This window comes from Streptomyces sp. NPDC088261, assembly GCF_044740805.1.
In the GTDB taxonomy this organism is placed as follows: Bacteria; Actinomycetota; Actinomycetes; order Streptomycetales; family Streptomycetaceae; genus Streptomyces.
Map to the genome: position 1 here is coordinate 393,700 of NZ_JBIURL010000003.1, position 15,924 is coordinate 409,623.

The 15,924-nt window shown below is 71.0% G+C and carries 11 protein-coding genes; 10 read left to right on the forward strand and 1 reads right to left on the reverse strand.

What is annotated here, in order from left to right; genetic code table 11:
- The first annotated feature begins 182 nt into the window (after positions 1-182).
- The 9 genes from ACIODU_RS08925 (at position 183) to ACIODU_RS08965 (ending at position 14,181) form a co-directional block, all read left to right on the forward strand.
- Positions 183-1,856, forward strand: coding sequence for an ABC transporter substrate-binding protein (locus tag ACIODU_RS08925; RefSeq protein WP_401765573.1), 1,674 nt, complete (start codon positions 183-185; stop codon positions 1,854-1,856).
- A gap of 14 nt (positions 1,857-1,870) precedes the next feature.
- Positions 1,871-3,007 (forward strand): ABC transporter ATP-binding protein, encoded by a 1,137-nt coding sequence (locus tag ACIODU_RS08930; RefSeq protein ID WP_401765576.1) that lies wholly within the window; start codon positions 1,871-1,873, stop codon positions 3,005-3,007.
- The gene (locus ACIODU_RS08935; RefSeq protein WP_356428443.1) at positions 3,004-3,984 is read left to right on the forward strand and encodes an ABC transporter permease; all 981 of its coding nucleotides are present in this window, start codon (positions 3,004-3,006) and stop codon (positions 3,982-3,984) included. The genes ACIODU_RS08930 and ACIODU_RS08935 overlap by 4 nt, the downstream gene beginning before the upstream one ends.
- A 3-nt stretch (positions 3,985-3,987) precedes the next feature.
- Positions 3,988-5,016, forward strand: a complete 1,029-nt coding sequence (locus ACIODU_RS08940) for an ABC transporter permease (protein ID WP_356428440.1) — start codon at positions 3,988-3,990, stop codon at positions 5,014-5,016.
- Positions 5,013-6,035, forward strand: coding sequence for an ABC transporter ATP-binding protein (locus tag ACIODU_RS08945; protein WP_401765580.1), 1,023 nt, complete (start codon positions 5,013-5,015; stop codon positions 6,033-6,035). The genes ACIODU_RS08940 and ACIODU_RS08945 overlap by 4 nt, the downstream gene beginning before the upstream one ends.
- Before the next feature lie 84 nt (positions 6,036-6,119).
- Positions 6,120-7,532, forward strand: coding sequence for a GH1 family beta-glucosidase (locus ACIODU_RS08950; protein WP_356428434.1), 1,413 nt, complete (start codon positions 6,120-6,122; stop codon positions 7,530-7,532).
- 44 nt (positions 7,533-7,576) lie between these two features.
- The gene (locus tag ACIODU_RS08955) at positions 7,577-9,472 is read left to right on the forward strand and encodes a discoidin domain-containing protein (protein WP_356428431.1); all 1,896 of its coding nucleotides are present in this window, start codon (positions 7,577-7,579) and stop codon (positions 9,470-9,472) included.
- Between the two features lie 107 nt (positions 9,473-9,579).
- Entirely contained in the window at positions 9,580-12,666 is a 3,087-nt protein-coding gene (locus tag ACIODU_RS08960) for a glycoside hydrolase family 3 N-terminal domain-containing protein (RefSeq protein WP_401765585.1), read from the forward strand.
- A 150-nt stretch (positions 12,667-12,816) separates the two neighbouring features.
- Positions 12,817-14,181 carry a hypothetical protein gene (locus ACIODU_RS08965; RefSeq protein ID WP_401765588.1) on the forward strand — a complete coding sequence of 455 codons (1,365 nt, stop codon included), beginning with the start codon at positions 12,817-12,819 and terminating at the stop codon, positions 14,179-14,181.
- A gap of 117 nt (positions 14,182-14,298) precedes the next feature.
- Here the strand turns inward: ACIODU_RS08965 and ACIODU_RS08970 are convergent, their stop codons facing one another.
- Entirely contained in the window at positions 14,299-14,910 is a 612-nt protein-coding gene (locus ACIODU_RS08970; RefSeq protein WP_401765590.1) for a YceI family protein, read from the reverse strand.
- Positions 14,911-15,190: 280 nt separating this feature from the next.
- Between ACIODU_RS08970 and ACIODU_RS08975 the strand changes: the two genes are divergently transcribed.
- Positions 15,191-15,700, forward strand: a complete 510-nt coding sequence (locus ACIODU_RS08975; RefSeq protein ID WP_161310404.1) for a hypothetical protein — start codon at positions 15,191-15,193, stop codon at positions 15,698-15,700.
- The last annotated feature ends 224 nt before the right edge of the window (positions 15,701-15,924 follow it).

The window sequence follows — 15,924 nt, forward strand, 5'->3', positions numbered from 1 at the left end:
CGTACCCCCACCGCACCCGCCCCACCGCACTCCGCACCAGGACCGCCCGTCCGGCGGAAGACGTACCGCACCGCCCTGCACGCCCTGCACCGCCTTGCACGCCCCACGCACGCACCGCCTTGCACCGCCCGCACCGCAGCGCAGTTGTCCGTCCGCACTCGCAGTCCTTCCTGGAGACCCCCATGTCCGCACACCGCACGCTCCGGGCGCTGGCCGCCGCCACCGCCGTGGCCGCCCTCGCCGCCGGATGTTCCTCGGCCAACTCGGATGCCAACCGGAAGGCGGGCGGGGCCTCGGGGGTACTCACCGTCAGCATGCCGAACGGCCCCCAGACCAACAACAGCAACCCGTTCCTGGGCACGTCGGCGGGCGCCTCGCTCGGCTACCGCTACATGATCTACGAGCCGCTGGCGATGACGAACGTCATCCGGCCCAGCGAGAAGGCGAAGCCCTGGCTGGCGACCGGCTGGGAGTGGGAGTCCAACTTCACCAAGGTCACCTTCACGATCGATCCCAAGGCCAAGTGGTCCGACGGCAAACCGCTGACCGCCGAGGACGCCGCCTTCACCTTCGAACTGCTGAAGAAGTACCCGGCGCTCAACGGCAACGGCCTCCAGTTCGACGGCATCGAGGCGCGGGGTGACCAGCTCGTCCTGACCTTCAAGGAGAGCCAGTTCGTCAACCAGAACAAGATCCTCCAGACGTACGTCGTCCCGAAGCACATCTGGGAGACCGTCAAGGACCCGGCGACCTGGCCCAACCGGACGCCGGTCGGCTCGGGCCCGTACAAGCTCAAGACGTTCACCCCGCAGACCACCACCCTCACCGCCCTGCCCTCGTACTGGAAGGGCAAGACCCTGGTGAAGGAGCTGCGCTACACGTCGTACAACGACAACAGCGCGCAGACCACGGCCCTGGCGAGCGGCCAGACCCAGTGGTCGTTCGTCTTCATGCCGAACTACAAGCAGCTGTACGTCGCCAAGGACCCCAAGAACAACAAGCTCTGGTTCCCCTCCGGGCTCGGCATCCACGGCCTGTGGTTCAACACCACCCGGGGCCCGCTCGCCGACAAGGCGCTGCGCAAGGCCATGGCGATGGTCGTCGACCGCCGCGCGATCCACGTCCAGGCCCAGGCCACGCTGTACCCGGAGATCACCAACCCGACCGGCATCCCGCTGCCCGCCGGCGACTCCTTCCTCGCGCCCGAGTACAAGAACGCCACGGTCGAGCCGGACGTCGCGGGGGCGAAGAAGCTCCTGGCCGAGGCGGGATACCGGCTCGACGGCGGGGTGCTCAAGGACCCCAAGGGCAAGCCGGTCTCGCTGACCTTCACGGACCCGGCCGGCTGGAACGACTACATCACCGGGCTCGCGATCATCAAGGACAACATCAAGCAGCTCGGCATCGAGGCGAAGGTCAGGACCCAGACCGCCGAGTCCTGGACGTCGGACGTCAGCAACGGCAAGTTCGACGCCACGCTGCACTGGACCAACAGCGGGCCGACGCCCTACGACATGTACCAGAACATCATGGACGGGGAGCTGCTCCAGCCCGTCGGCAAGGCCTCCCAGCTCGGCAACTTCGGCCGCTTCGACAGCCCCGAGGCGACCGCGGCGCTGCGGGAGTACGCCACCGCCACCGAGGACTCGGCCCGTACGGCGGCCATGAACACCCTCCAGAAGATCATGGTCGAGGAGGTCCCGATGATCCCGACGGCGGCCGGCCCGATCGGCGCCGAGTACTCCACCAAGTACTGGGTCGGCTGGCCCACCGAGGAGAACCCGTACGGCCCCCCGCAGCCCACCCAGCCCAACTCGCTGGACGTCGTGCTGCACCTCAAGCCCGCGGCGAAGTGACGGCGGGACCGGCCATGACCCCCACCCCCCGCGACGCGACCGCCCAGGACGACCCCACCACCACGGGCCAGGACGGCCCCGAGGGCCGCGACGGCCACGACGACGCCGTCGTGCTCGAAGCCCGCGGTGTCACCAAGCACTTCCCCGTCCGCCGCACCGGCGGCGACCTGCTCGCCGGCCGGCACCGCAGCGTCCACGCCGTGGACGACGTGTCGCTGCTGCTGCGGCGCGGCACCGTCACCGCGCTGGTGGGGGAGTCGGGCTCGGGCAAGTCCACCGTGGCCCGGCTGCTCGCCCAGCTGTACCCCCTCACCGAGGGGGAGATACGGCTCGGCGGGAAGCCCGTCAGGGCCGGGCGTGGCCGGTCCTTCCGCGCGTACGTCAAACAGGTCCAGCTGATCTTCCAGGACCCGTTCGCCTCCCTCAACCCGGTGCACACCGTGCGCTACCACCTCACCCGCTCGCTGCGGATCCACGGCAAGCGGGGTACGGAGGAGGAGTCGTCGGCGCTTTTGGAGCGGGTCCAACTCACCCCGCCCGGGCAGTTCCTGGACAAGTTCCCGCACGAACTCTCCGGCGGGCAGCGCCAGCGCGTGGCGATCGCCCGCGCGCTCGGCGCCGACCCGCGGGTGCTGCTGGCCGACGAGCCGGTCTCGATGCTCGACGTCTCCATCCGGCTCGGGGTGCTCAACCTGCTGCGCGACCTCAAGGAACGACTGCGGCTCGCGATCCTCTACATCACCCACGACATCGCCTCCGCGCGGTACTTCGCCGACACGACGCTGGTGATGTACGCGGGCCGGATCGTCGAGGGCGGGGACAGCGAGACCGTCACACAGCGCCCCGCGCACCCGTACACCCAACTGCTGATCGCCTCGGCGCCGGACCCCGACCGGATCGTGGCGGAGGAGCGGCAGGAGGAGACCGGCACCGGCGAACCCCCGTCGCTGATCTCCCCGCCCGCCGGCTGCCGCTTCCACCCGCGCTGCCCGCGGGCGATGGAGCGCTGCCGTACGGAACTGCCGCCGCGCTTCGAGCTGTCCGGTGGCCAGTGGGCGGCCTGCTGGCTGTACGAGGACGGCGCGCGCCCGGAGAACGGCCCCGGCGCCGGAACCGGCCCCGCGGCCGCGCCGGAGGTGACCGCCCCGTGAAGTACGTCCTCCAGCGGCTCACCTTCTACGCCGTCACCGCCTGGGCCGCGATCACGATCAACTTCCTGATCCCGCGGCTGATGCCCGGCGACCCGGTCCAGGCCCTGATCGCCCGCTTCCAGGGTCAGCTCGACACCAGCGCCGTCAACTCCCTCAAGGCCCTCTTCGGCCTCGACAAGGAGCGCTCGCTCTGGCAGCAGTACACCGACTACTGGTCGCAGCTCTTCCAGGGCGACCTCGGGCTGTCGTTCACGTTCTTCCCCACCCCGGTCGGCGAGGTCATCTCGCAGTCGCTGCCCTGGACCCTGGCCCTGGTCGGCACCACCACCCTGATCAGCTTCCTGCTCGGCACCGGCATCGGCGTCTACAGCGGGTGGCGGCGCGGTTCCTGGCTGGACGGGCTGCTGCCCGTCACCACCTTCATCTCGTCCATCCCGTACTTCTGGCTCGGCCTCATCGCGATCGCGCTGTTCGCCGTGAAGTGGCCGCTGTTCCCGGCCTCGGGCGGGTACGACGGCTCGCTGGTGCCCGCCTTCGACGTGCCGTTCCTCTCCAGCGCGCTCTACCACTCCGTCCTGCCGGGCGTCACGATCGTGCTCAGCGCCATGGCGGCCTGGATCCTCGGGATGCGGAACATGATGGTGACCGTCTCCTCCGAGGACTACGTGATGGTCGCCCAGGCCAAGGGCCTGCCGGAGCGCCGCGTGATGTTCTCGTACGCCGCCCGCAACGCGATCCTCCCCAACATCTCCGGCTTCGCCCTCTCCCTCGGGTTCATCGTCGGCGGCACGCTGCTGGTGGAGATGGTCTTCTCCTATCCCGGCATCGGCTTCCAGCTCTTCCAGGCCGTCCAGGCCAAGGACTACCCGCTGATGCAGGGCGTCTTCCTGATCATCACGCTCTCGGTGCTGGCGGCGAACCTGCTGGCCGACCTGGTCTACCTGCTGCTCGATCCGCGGACCCGGAAGGAGGCCTGAGCCATGGCCGTCACCGCTGCCGAAGCCGCCGTCCTGGACGCGGCGCCGACCCCCGCGCCCGCCGGGCGCACCCGGCTGCGCTTCCTGCGCGGCGGCAAGACCGTCACCGGCCTGGCGATCCTCGGGTTCTTCGTCGTGCTGGCGGTCGTCGGCCCGTGGATCGCGCCGTACGACCCCGACCGGATGAGCGACGAGATCCTGCGGCCGCCCTCCGGGGCGCACTGGTTCGGCACCACCCAGACCGGCCAGGACGTGCTCTCGCAGATCCTCGTCGGCACCCGCGGGGTGCTGATCGTCGGCTTCGTCGCCGGGTTCTTCGCGACCGTCCTCGCCGTGCTGATCGGGGTCAGCTCCGGTTTCCTCGGCGGGGTCGCGGACGAGCTGCTCTCGGCGCTCTCCAACATCTTCCTGGTCATCCCCGCGCTGCCGCTGATCATCATCATCGCCAGCTTCGTCTCGGACGCGGGCGACCTGCTGATCGCGGTGGTGATCGCCTGCACGTCGTGGGCGTGGGGCGCCCGGGTCCTGCGCGCGCAGACCCTCTCCCTGCGCCGCCGCGACTACGTGGAGGCGGCGCGGGCGACCGGTGAGCCCACCTGGCGGATCATCTGCTTCGAGATCATGCCCAACCTCACCGCCGTCATCGCGTCCGGCTTCGTCGGGACGGTCATCTTCGCCATCCTGCTGGAGATCACCCTCGCCTTCACGGGCGTCGCCGACATCTCCAACTGGAACTGGGGGACGGTCCTGTTCTGGGCCCAGTCCAACCAGGCGCTGGCGCAGGGCGCGTGGTGGTGGTTCGTCCCGGCGGGGCTCTGCATCGCCCTGCTCGGCGCGGCCCTCTCGCTGATCAACTTCGGGATCGACGAGTTCATCAACCCCCGGCTGCGTACGGACACGGGCGCGTCCCGGACGGTGCGGATGCGGGTCGGCTTCACGCCGGTGGCCCGCAAGGACCGTACAGCGAACGCCCGTACGGCCGACCCCGCCGCGCCCGACGCCCGTACGCCCGACAAGGAGCCGCGCGCATGACCGGCCGTCCCGTCCTGACCATCCGCGGCCTCGATGTCGACTACGGCACCGGCACCCACGCCGTGCACGCCCTGCGCTCCGTCGACCTCACCCTGCACCGGGGCGAAGTGCTCGGCCTGGCCGGCGAGTCCGGCTCCGGCAAGTCGACCCTCGCCTACGCGGTGACCCGGCTGCTCTCCCCGCCCGGGGTGATCACCGGGGGAGACGTCCACTACCACCCGTGGGACCGGGAGCCGGTGGACCTTCTCGCCCTCTCCGCACGGGAGTTGCGGGCCTTCCGCTGGCAGGAGCTGTCGATCGTCTTCCAGGGCGCGATGAACTCCCTCAACCCCGTGCACACCGTCCACAGCCAGCTCACCGACGTCCTCCAGGCCCACCGCCCGCAGTCGCGCGCGGCCGAACGCACCGCCCGCGCCGAGGAGTTGCTTTCGCTCGTCGGCATCTCCAAGGACCGGCTCTCCGCCTATCCGCACCAGCTCTCCGGCGGCATGCGGCAGCGCGTGATGATCGCGATGGCCCTCGCCCTGGAGCCCGAGATCGTCATCATGGACGAACCGACCACCGCCCTCGACGTGGTGATGCAGCGTCAAATTCTGCGCAAGCTCGTCGGCCTCCGCGAGGAACTGGGCTTCTCGGTCGTCTTCATCACCCACGACATCTCGCTGCTGATCGAGTTCTCCGACCGGATCGCGATCATGTACGGGGGGCGGATCGTCGAGGAGGCCGCCTCCGCCGACATCTACCGCGACCCCCGACACCCGTACAGCGACGGCCTGTTGCACTCCTTCCCCGCCCTGCACGGCCCCCGCCGCGAGCTGACCGGCATCCCGGGATCGCCCCCTCACCTGACCGCGATGCCGGCCGGCTGCGCCTTCCACCCCCGCTGCGGCAAGGCGTTCGCGCCCTGCGCGTCCCACGTCCCGGTCCTCGCCGGGCCGCCCGGTGAACCCGACCGCTCGGTGGCCTGCTGGCTGCACCACACCCCGCCCGCCGCCCCCGCCCCCACCGACCCCGGCTGAGCCCCCCGTACCGCCGGACCCGTCCCGGCCGCCTCCGCCCACCCGCCCGCGCACTCGTGTGCCTTCCCCTGACCCAGGAGACCCATGAACGCCCTCACCCCCCAGGGCCTCACCCGCCCCGCCGTGGCGATCCCCGGCCTCCCCGCGGACTTCCGCTGGGGCGTCGCCACCTCCGCCTACCAGATCGAGGGAGCGGCTGCCGACGACGGCAGGACCCCCTCGATCTGGGACACCTTCTGCCGGGTGCCGGGGGCGGTCGCCGGAGGGGAACACGGCGACGTGGCCTGCGACCACTACCACCGGATGCCGCAGGACGTGGAGCTGATCGCGGGTCTGGGGGTCGACACGTACCGCTTCTCGCTGGCCTGGCCGCGCATCCAGCCCGGCGGTACGGGACCGGCCAACGCCAAGGGCCTGGACTTCTACAAGCGCCTGGTCGACGAACTGCGGGACCGGGACATCACCCCGTGGATCACGCTCTACCACTGGGACCTCCCGCAAGAACTGGAGGACGCGGGCGGCTGGCCGGCCCGCGACACCGCGTACCGCTTCGCCGACTACGCGGCCCTCGCGTACGACGCCCTCGGCGACCGGGTCGAGCACTGGACCACGCTCAACGAGCCCTGGTGCTCGGCGATGCTCGGGTACGACCTGGGCCTGCACGCCCCCGGCCGCACCGACTTCGGCGACGCCATCCACGCCGTCCACCACCTGCTCCTCGGCCACGGGCTCGCCGCCCGGCGGATCCGGGACGCCGCCGGGGACCGGCCGCTGGAGCTGGGCATCACCCTCAACCTCGGCACCGCCACCCCCGAGACGGACAGCGAGGCCGACGCCGAGGCGTGCCGCCGCGCCGACGGCCTCGGCAGCCGCCTGTACCTCGACCCGCTCGTCCACGGCCACTACCCCGCGGACATCGTCGCCGACCTGGCGGCGCGCGGCGTCGAGATCCCCGTCCAGGACGGCGACCTGGAGACCATCTCCACCCCGATCGACATCCTCGGGGTCAACTTCTACCGGGGCACCCTCTTCTCCGGAGTCACCGAGGAGGGGTCCCCGGTGGGCGCCGACGGGCTGCCCGTCACCCGCGGCGTCCCCCGTGATCTGCCCCGTACCGCCATGGACTGGGAGATCACCCCGACCGAACTGACCGATCTGCTCCTGCGCCTCCAGCGGGAGTACGCCGTACCGACGGTGATCACCGAGAACGGCGCCGCGTTCGACGACGTGGTGGCCGCCGACGGTTCCGTCCCGGACGCCGACCGCACCGCGTTCCTCGCCGACCACATCGAGGCCGTCGCCGCGGCCCGGGAGGCGGGGGCCGACGTACGGGGCTACTTCGCCTGGTCGCTGATGGACAACTTCGAGTGGGCGTACGGCTACGACAAGCGCTTCGGCATCGTCCGCGTCGACTACGACACCCAGGTCAGGACCCTCAAGGACAGCGCCAAGTGGTACCGCGACACGATCGGCCGCACCCGGGCCGCCCGGCGGTAGCACGCACCGCACCCACCCGCACTCCCCCCACCCCGGAGGCAACGATGCCCTCGCGCACCACACTCCTCGCCACCACCGCCGCACTGGTGGCCCTCTCCGCACCGCTCGCGTTCGCCGCGCCCCCGCCCGCGTCCGGGGCGGTCCCCGCCAAGGCCGCCGCCGTGGCCGCCGCGCCCTGGAACGCCGACCAGGCCGCCGCCTCCTACGCGATCAGCCCGGCCCGGGTCACCTCCTCGGGCAGCGAGAACGCCGACGTCGCCCCCGGCAAGGCCTTCGACGGCAACGCCGCGACCCGCTGGAGCAGCAACTTCGCCGACAACGCCTGGATCCAGATCGACCTGGGCAGCACCCTGCGCGTCAACCAGGTCAAGCTCGAATGGGAGGCCGCGTACGGCAAGCAGTACGTCCTCGAAGTCTCCAAGGACGGCACCAACTGGACCAACTTCTACACCGAGACCGACGGCACCGGCGGCACCGTCACCGCCCACACCTACCCCCAGGAGGTCACCGGCCGGTACGTCCGGCTGCGCGGCGTCCAGCGGGCCACGGCCTGGGGCTACTCCCTCTTCTCCTTCCAGGTGTACGGAGGCGAGGTGGCGCCCGCCTCCACCACCCGTACCAACCTCGCCCTGAACCACCCCGCGTACGGCAACCTCTACCAGCACGCGGGCAATTCACCGGCCTACGTGACCGACGGCGGCTGGCCGGCCGACCTCAAGGGCGACCAGACCCGCTGGGCCAGCGACTGGAACGTGGACCGCTGGGTCGGGGTCGACCTGGGCGCCTCGTCCCGGATCGAAGCGGTCGACCTGTACTGGGAGGCGGCCTACGCCGTCGACTACGAACTCCAGGTCTCCGACGACAACCGCACCTGGCGCACCGTCTACCGCCCCTCGGCCGCCGACGTCGCCGCCCGCCGCGCCGACATCAAGGCCCCGGGGGAGGCGGCCGGCCGGCGCGACACCATCACCCTCCCGACCCCGGCGACCGGCCGTTACGTACGGATGCTGGGCAAGGAGCGCCGCTCGTTCTACAACCCGGCGCCGGCCACCGCCCAATTCGGCTACTCCCTCTACGAGTTCCAGGTGTGGGGGACCGGCGGCAGCGCCAACGCCGCCTACCCGGCGCTCCCGAAGAACTCCACCGGCGCCTACCGCACCACGTTCTTCGACGACTTCACCGGCTCCGGGCTCGACCGCAACAAGTGGCGCGTGGTGCGCACCGGCCAGGAGATGGGCTCGGTCAACGGCGAGTCCCAGGCGTACGTGGACTCGGCCAACAACATCCGTACGGAGAACGGGACTCTGGTCCTGGAGTCGAAGTACTGCAAGGGCTGCACGACCGTACCGGGCGGCGGGACCTACGACTTCACGTCGGGCCGTATCGACACCAACACCAAGTTCGACTTCACCTACGGCAAGGTGAGTGCCCGTCTGAAGCTCCCCGTCGGGGACGGCTACTGGCCGGCGTTCTGGATGCTGGGAAGTGACGTGGACAACCCGTCCGTCTCCTGGCCCGGTTCGGGTGAGACCGACATCATGGAGAACATCGGCTACGGCGACTGGACCAGCACCGCGCTGCACGGGCCCGGTTACTCGGCCGACGGCAACATCGGCAAGACCCAGACCTTCCCGGGAGGGGGCCGCGTCGACCAGTGGCACACGTACGCCGTCGAGTGGCAGCCGGAAGGCATGCGCTTCACCGTCGACGACCGTGTGGTGCAGGAGACCTCCCGGCAGAAGCTGGAATCGACCCGCGGCAAATGGGTCTTCGACCACAACCAGTACGTGATCCTCAACCTCGCTCTGGGCGGCGCCTATCCGGCCGGCTGGAACAAGGTCACCCAGCCCTACTGGGGCCTCCCGCAGTCGAGCGTGGACCGCATCGCGCAGGGCGGGATCAAGGCCGAGGTGGACTGGGTGCGGGTCGAACAGAAGTAAGGCCGACCGGCGCCGGGAGGGCATGACACCCCTCCCGGCGCCGGCCGGTCCGCTACGCCCCCGGTGACACCAGAGTCACTGGGGGCACCAGGGACACAAGGAGCACCATGCAAGGCACACGTGTCAGACCGAGACCGGGCACCAGGACGGCGGCGCTGCTCGCGGCCGCCGTCCTGGCGGGGCTGCTGCCCCTCGCCGGGACCGCGTCGTCCGCCGCCGCGGCGGACGACCCGGCGCCCGTCGCCGTCGACCGCTTCGAGGGCGAGATCCCGTTCGCGAACCCACCCGCGGAGGGCATCTTCACCTGGGGCGGCGACGCCGACGACCCGCCGACGCTGAGCATCGCGGACCGCGCGGACGCCCCCGAGGGCGCCAAGGTCCTCGAAGGCTCCTACAACGTCAGCGGGTACGGCGGGTTCAGCCACGACTTCGCGTTCGACAAGCCGTCCCACGACTGGTCGGCGCACCGGGGCATCCGCTTCTGGTGGTACGGCCAGAACACCGCGCCGCTGCCGCCCGGTTCCGGCAAGAGGATCGCCTTCGAGATCAAGGACGGCGGCGCCAACGGCGAGGCCTCCGAGCTCTGGAACACGACCTTCACCGACGACTGGGAGGGGTGGCACCTGGTCGAGATCCCCTTCGCGGACTTCCAGTACCGCACCGACTACCAGCCCGTCGGCGGCATCGACCACGTCCTCGGCCTGACCGAGATGTGGGGCTACGCCTTCACCATGCCCACCGGCGCTCCCGGGCGGTTCGCCCTGGACGGCGTGGAGTTGTACGGCAAGGCCGACCCGAGCCTCAAGGCGAGCGTCGTCACCGACGCGGCGGTGTACCCGGTCAAGGAGGGCGCCACCGCCCGGGTGAAGGTCTCCGTCGCGACGACCGGCTCCGTCCCCGTCGACGAGCCCGTCACCGTCGACTACACCACCGAGGGCGGCACCGCCGAGGCGGGCAAGGACTACACCCCCGTCTCCGGTACGGTCACCTTCCCGGCCGGCAGCGCCTCGGGCACCTCGCGGACCGTCGAGATACCGACCCTCAAGGACCGGGCCGGTGAGAGCGCGGAGACCGTACCGCTGAAGCTCACCGTCACCGGCGCCAAGGCCCCGGTAGAGAACCCGGCGGTCGTCGTGGACGCGCACGGCCTGCCGTACCTCGACACCAAGCTCCCCGTGAAGAAGCGGGTCTCCGACCTCGTCTCCCGGATGTCCCTCGCGGAGAAGGCCGGCCAGATGACCCAGGCCGAGCGCAACGCGCTCACGGCCCAGGGCGACATCGCCGCGTACGACCTCGGCTCGCTGCTCTCCGGCGGCGGCTCCGTGCCGACGCCCAACACCCCCGCCGCCTGGTCGAAGATGATCGACGCCTTCCAGCTCAGGGCGCAGGCCACCCGCTACCAGATCCCGCTGATCTACGGCGTGGACGCGGTGCACGGCCACAACAACGTCGTCGGCGCGACGATCATGCCGCACAACATCGGCCTCGGGGCGACCCGTGACCCGGCGCTGGCGGAGAGGACCGGCGCGGTCACGGCGAAGGAGGTGCGGGCCACCGGCATCCCGTGGGACTTCGCGCCCTGCGTCTGTGTCGGCAGGGACGAGCGCTGGGGCCGTACGTACGAGACGTTCGGCGAGGACCCCGCCCTGGTGACCTCCCTGGACACCGTCGTCAACGGCATGCAGGGCTCCGCCTCCGGCGGTGACCTCGACCGCAACGACAAGGTGCTGGCCACGGCGAAGCACTTCGTCGGCGACGGCGGCACCGAGTACGGCTCGTCCACGACCGGCTCGTACACCGTGGACCAGGGCGTCACCAAGGTCACCCGCAAGGAGCTGGAGGAGGTCCACCTCGCGCCGTTCAAGGACGCCGTGAAGCGGGGCGTCGGCACGGTCATGCCCTCGTACTCCTCGCTGGACATCACCGACGACAACCTCGCGCCGGTCAAGATGCACGCCGACGGCGCGATGATCAACGGTGAGCTCAAGGACAAGATGGGCTTCAAGGGCTTCGTCATCAGCGACTGGCAGGCGATCGACCAGATCCCCGGCGACTACGCGAGCGACGTCCGTACGTCCGTCAACGCCGGGCTCGACATGATCATGGTCCCGACGCAGTACAAGACGTTCACCCAGACCCTCCAGGCGGAGGTCACGGCCGGGCGGATCACGCAGGCCAGGATCGACGACGCCGTCTCCCGCATCCTGGAGCAGAAGTTCCGGCTCGGTCTGTTCGAGAAGCCGTACGCGGACACCACCCACCAGGCGGAGATCGGCTCGCCCGCCCACCGCGCGGTGGCCCGCCAGGCCGCCGCCGAGTCCCAGGTGCTGCTGAAGAACGACGGCGCGGTCCTGCCGCTCAAGCCGTCGCAGAAGGTGTACGTGGCCGGCTCCAACGCCGACGACCTCGGCAACCAGGCGGGCGGCTGGACCATCAGCTGGCAGGGCGCCTCGGGGAGGACCACCACGGGCACGACCATCCTGGAGGGCATGAGGAAGGCGGCCCCGGACGCCACCCTCACCTACTCCAAGACCGCCACCGAGCCCACCACCGGCTATGACGTCGGGGTGGTCGTCGTCGGCGAGAAGCCGTACGCGGAAGGCATCGGCGACGTCGGCAACGGCCACGACCTGGCGCTGAGCGCCGAGGACCAGAAGGCCGTCGACACGGTCTGCGCCGCCATGAAGTGCGCCGTCCTCGTCGTCGCGGGCCGCCCGCAGCTCATCGGCGACCAGCTCGGCGACATCGACGCGCTCGTGGCGTCCTGGCTGCCGGGCACGGAGGGCGACGGCGTCGCCGACGTCCTCTACGGCAAGCGGGCCTTCACCGGTCAGCTCCCGCTGACCTGGCCCAAGTCGGTCGAGTCGCTGCCGATCAACGTCGGTGACGCGTCGTACGACCCGCAGTACCCGTACGGCTGGGGTCTGACGACCCTGAAGGCGCCGCCGAAGGGCGGCCAGGCCACGCTCACCGCGATCGGGCTCGCGGCGAAGATCCTCCAGAAGGCCGGGCTCGGCACGTCGGCGCAGGGCAGGGAACTGGTCGGCCAGGCCAGGCTCCTCGTCCAGCAGAAGATCGGCCAGTCCGTGACGGCCGCGTCGGCGAAGCCCTTCGCCGAGGCGGACCACCTGCTGCTCACCGGTGACCTGTCCGGTGCGGTGGCGAAGCTGACGGCGGCGTACCGGGCCGCCTGACCGGGCGTACGACCCCCAGGTACGAGGCACCCGAGCCGGCGGGCTCGGGTGCCTCTCCCTTTGCCGGGCGCTTGCCCCTTGGCCGCCGCAGCCGCCCGGCCGCTTGTCGCTGTAGGCACCACTTTGGTGTGATTCGGGTAACTTCGATCCATGAGGACCAGGCTCTTCACCGCGCTGTCCGGGGTGCTGCTCGCCTCGGCCGCCGCCCTCACGGCGGCCCCCGTCACGCCACCGGCCGAGGCCGCCACCGGCCCCGGGACCGCGGCGGACGCCCTCAGGAAGAACCCGGTGTACGTGGACCCCCGCGCCACCGGCCAGCTGTCGCTGCCGCAGGCCGACGCCCTGGCGAAGAAGATCCGGGACGCGGACAAGCCCCTCTTCGTGGCCGTCCTGCCGCGGAACGCGCAGTTCCCGCCCGACAGCGTGCTCCGTACGATCCGCGCCGAGACCGGCGTGACCGGCCTCTACGCCATCCGCCTGGGCGACGGCTTCAACGCGGGCGCCGACCCGGCCGTGCTGTCGGGGCGCGCGGTACGGAACCTCACCGCCGCGGTCAAGGTCGGCTCACCGGACGCCGTGACCGAGCTGAACGACTTCGTCGACCGGGCCCTGCCGCAGACGCGCGGGCACGCCCCCGATTCCTGGGGCTCCAGCGGCAACGGGGACGGCAACGACGGCAAGGAAGGGCTGATCGCGCTCGGCGGGCTGGTCGTGGTGGGCGGCGGGGCCGCGTACGCCGTCACGAGCCGGAACCGCCGCCGGCGGGACGAGAAGCGGCAGGAGGCCCTGGAGAAGCTCCGGGTCGTCGTGGACGAGGACATCACGGCATTCGGCGAGGAGCTGGACCGGCTGGACTTCCACCCGGCGGAGCGGGGCGCGGACGAGTCGATGCGCACGGACTACGAGAGGTCCCTCGACGCGTACGAGAAGGCGAAGTCCCTCATGGGGTCGGCGCGGGCGCCGGAGGACGTGCGCGAGGTGACCGAGGCACTGGAGGACGGCCGCTACCACCTGGCGATGCTGGACGCGCGCAGAAAGGGCGCCCCGCTGCCGGAGCGCCGGTCGCCGTGCTTCTTCGACCCGCGGCACGGCCCTTCGGTGGCCGACGCGCGGTGGGCGCCGCCGGGCGGGGTGGTCCGGGAGGTCCCGGTCTGCGCGGCGGACGCGGCGCGGCTGGCGGACGGGGAGGACCCGGGGGTCCGTACGGTCGGTACGGAACAGGGCCCCCGTCCCTACTACGAGGCCGGGCCCGCGTACGGGCCCTGGGCCGGCGGGTACTTCGGCGGCGGGCTGCTGCCGGGACTGCTGGCCGGCACGCTGCTCGGCGCGGCCATCGCCTCACCGGGCTACGCCGCCGACTACGGCGGCGGCGAGTACACCGGGTTCGACGGCGGGGACACCGGCGGGGACACCTCCGGGTCGGACTTCGACCCGGGTGACTTCGGGGGCGGTGGATTCGGCGGGGGAGGGGACGGGGGCGGTGGCGGCGGGTTCGACGGCGGGGGCGGCTTCTAGCTCCCGGCTGCTGGATCCGGCTGGATCCCGCGGGGAGCGGGGCCGTACCGAGGCGGGTGCCTCGCCCCCGCCGGTCGCGTACCGACGCGTGTCCTCGCCCCGGGGGGGCGCGACGGGTCAGACGGCCTCGGGGGCCTTCTTGATCGCGCTGATGTCGAAGAGCAGCTTGACCTTGTCGGAGACGACCACGCCGCCGGCCTCCAGCGCCGCGTTCCAGGTCAGTCCCCAGTCGGAGCGCAGGATGGTGGCGCCGCCCTCGAAGCCGACCCGCTCGTTGCCGTAGGCGTCGGTGGCCGCGCCGTTGAACTCCAGGTCGATGGAGAGCGGCTTCGTGACGTCCTTGATGGTGAGGTCGCCGTTGATGCGGTACGACTCGCCGCCCAGCTCTTCGGCCGAGGTGGACGTGAAGGTCATCTTCGGGAACTGCTCGGCGTCGAAGAAGTCACCCGTGAGGAGGTGGCCGTCGCGGTCGGGCGCGCCCGTGTCCACGCTGGCGATCGAGACGACGATCGAGGCGGTGGAGTGGGCGGGGTCGGTGCCGTTCAGGTCCAGGGAGCCCTCGAACTCGGTGAAGGCGCCGTGGACGTTGGTGACCATCGCGTGGCGCACCGAGAAGCCGATCTTGCTGTGGCTCGGGTCGATCGTGTACGCGCCGGTCAGGGCGACCAGGGCGGGGTCGATCTCGCGGGTGGCGGTGGTGCCGTCGCTCTTGCGGCCGAAGAGGGCCATGTCGATCTCCTGTGGGTAGGTAGGTGGCTCAGTAGTTCAACATTCAATGAATGCCGGACGAGCGCAACCATAGACCTGTCTGGTTCGGATTTCAACTATGTCCCTCGATCGAGGGAACTCCTTTACCCGCGGCCTTTACGACCCCTTCACGGGCTCGCTCCCCACGCCCTCTGGCGGACGCGCGTAGATGTCGGGCAGGATCGGCCTGCGCCACCCGCACCGCCTGCCCCGCCGTCCCACCGGCCCGACATCACCGTCATCCAGCAGGAGGAATCCCCCCATGAAGCTCCGCTCCGTCCTCAGCGCGTTCGCGCTCGTCCTGGGCGCGCTCCTGGCCCCCGGCTTCGGCGTCCTCACCGCCACGTCGGAGGCCCAGGCGGCCACGAAGATCTCCCACGCGACGGCGACGTCGATGTTCAGCTCGCGCGGCATCACCTGGTCGTCGTCCGGCGGCTGCTCGAACCGCAACAACGCGACGTGTACGTCGTTCGACCAGCTCAACCAGGCGACGGCGCAGGGCGCGCAGACCCTGCGGAGCGCGACGGGCTGCGCGCTGAACATCACGGGCGGCACGGAGACGGGCCACGCGAGCGGTACGTACTCGCACTGGAACGGTTACAAGCTCGACTTCGGCAAGTCGACGTGCCTGACGAACTACGTCAAGAACACGTTCACGTACATCGGCGTGCGCGGGGACGGCTACCCGCAGTGGCAGGCGGGTTCGGGGAACATCTACGCGGACGAGGGCAACCACTGGGACGTGACGTTCTACAACTGCGGCGGCTGCTAGCCCGAACGCGTTGTCCTCAAGCGCCGGACGGGCTGATGCGGCGGCCCCCACCAAGCCCGTCCGGCAGGCTCCGTGGGCGCTCACCCGCGCAACGCGTGTCCTCAATCGCCGGACGGGCTGAATGGGGTTGCCCGGCATGGTGTGGCCCCTCCGGGGGCCAATCGCGGCACAATCAGGCGGACCTGGGCCCCCCACCAAGCCCGTCCGGCGTTTGAGGACGGAAC

Excerpts from the sequence above, each read along its gene's own strand:
- ACIODU_RS08970 (WP_401765590.1), bottom strand. The coding sequence starts at position 14,910 with ATGGCCCTCTTCGGCCGCAAGAGCGACGGCACCACCGCCACCCGCGAG.
- ACIODU_RS08965 (WP_401765588.1), top strand. The coding sequence starts at position 12,817 with ATGAGGACCAGGCTCTTCACCGCGCTGTCCGGGGTGCTGCTCGCCTCG.
- ACIODU_RS08940 (WP_356428440.1), top strand. The coding sequence starts at position 3,988 with ATGGCCGTCACCGCTGCCGAAGCCGCCGTCCTGGACGCGGCGCCGACC.
- ACIODU_RS08925 (WP_401765573.1), top strand. The coding sequence starts at position 183 with ATGTCCGCACACCGCACGCTCCGGGCGCTGGCCGCCGCCACCGCCGTG.
- ACIODU_RS08950 (WP_356428434.1), top strand. The coding sequence starts at position 6,120 with ATGAACGCCCTCACCCCCCAGGGCCTCACCCGCCCCGCCGTGGCGATC.
- ACIODU_RS08960 (WP_401765585.1), top strand. The coding sequence starts at position 9,580 with ATGCAAGGCACACGTGTCAGACCGAGACCGGGCACCAGGACGGCGGCG.
- ACIODU_RS08945 (WP_401765580.1), top strand. The coding sequence starts at position 5,013 with ATGACCGGCCGTCCCGTCCTGACCATCCGCGGCCTCGATGTCGACTAC.
- ACIODU_RS08975 (WP_161310404.1), top strand. The coding sequence starts at position 15,191 with ATGAAGCTCCGCTCCGTCCTCAGCGCGTTCGCGCTCGTCCTGGGCGCG.
- ACIODU_RS08930 (WP_401765576.1), top strand. The coding sequence starts at position 1,871 with ATGACCCCCACCCCCCGCGACGCGACCGCCCAGGACGACCCCACCACC.
- ACIODU_RS08955 (WP_356428431.1), top strand. The coding sequence starts at position 7,577 with ATGCCCTCGCGCACCACACTCCTCGCCACCACCGCCGCACTGGTGGCC.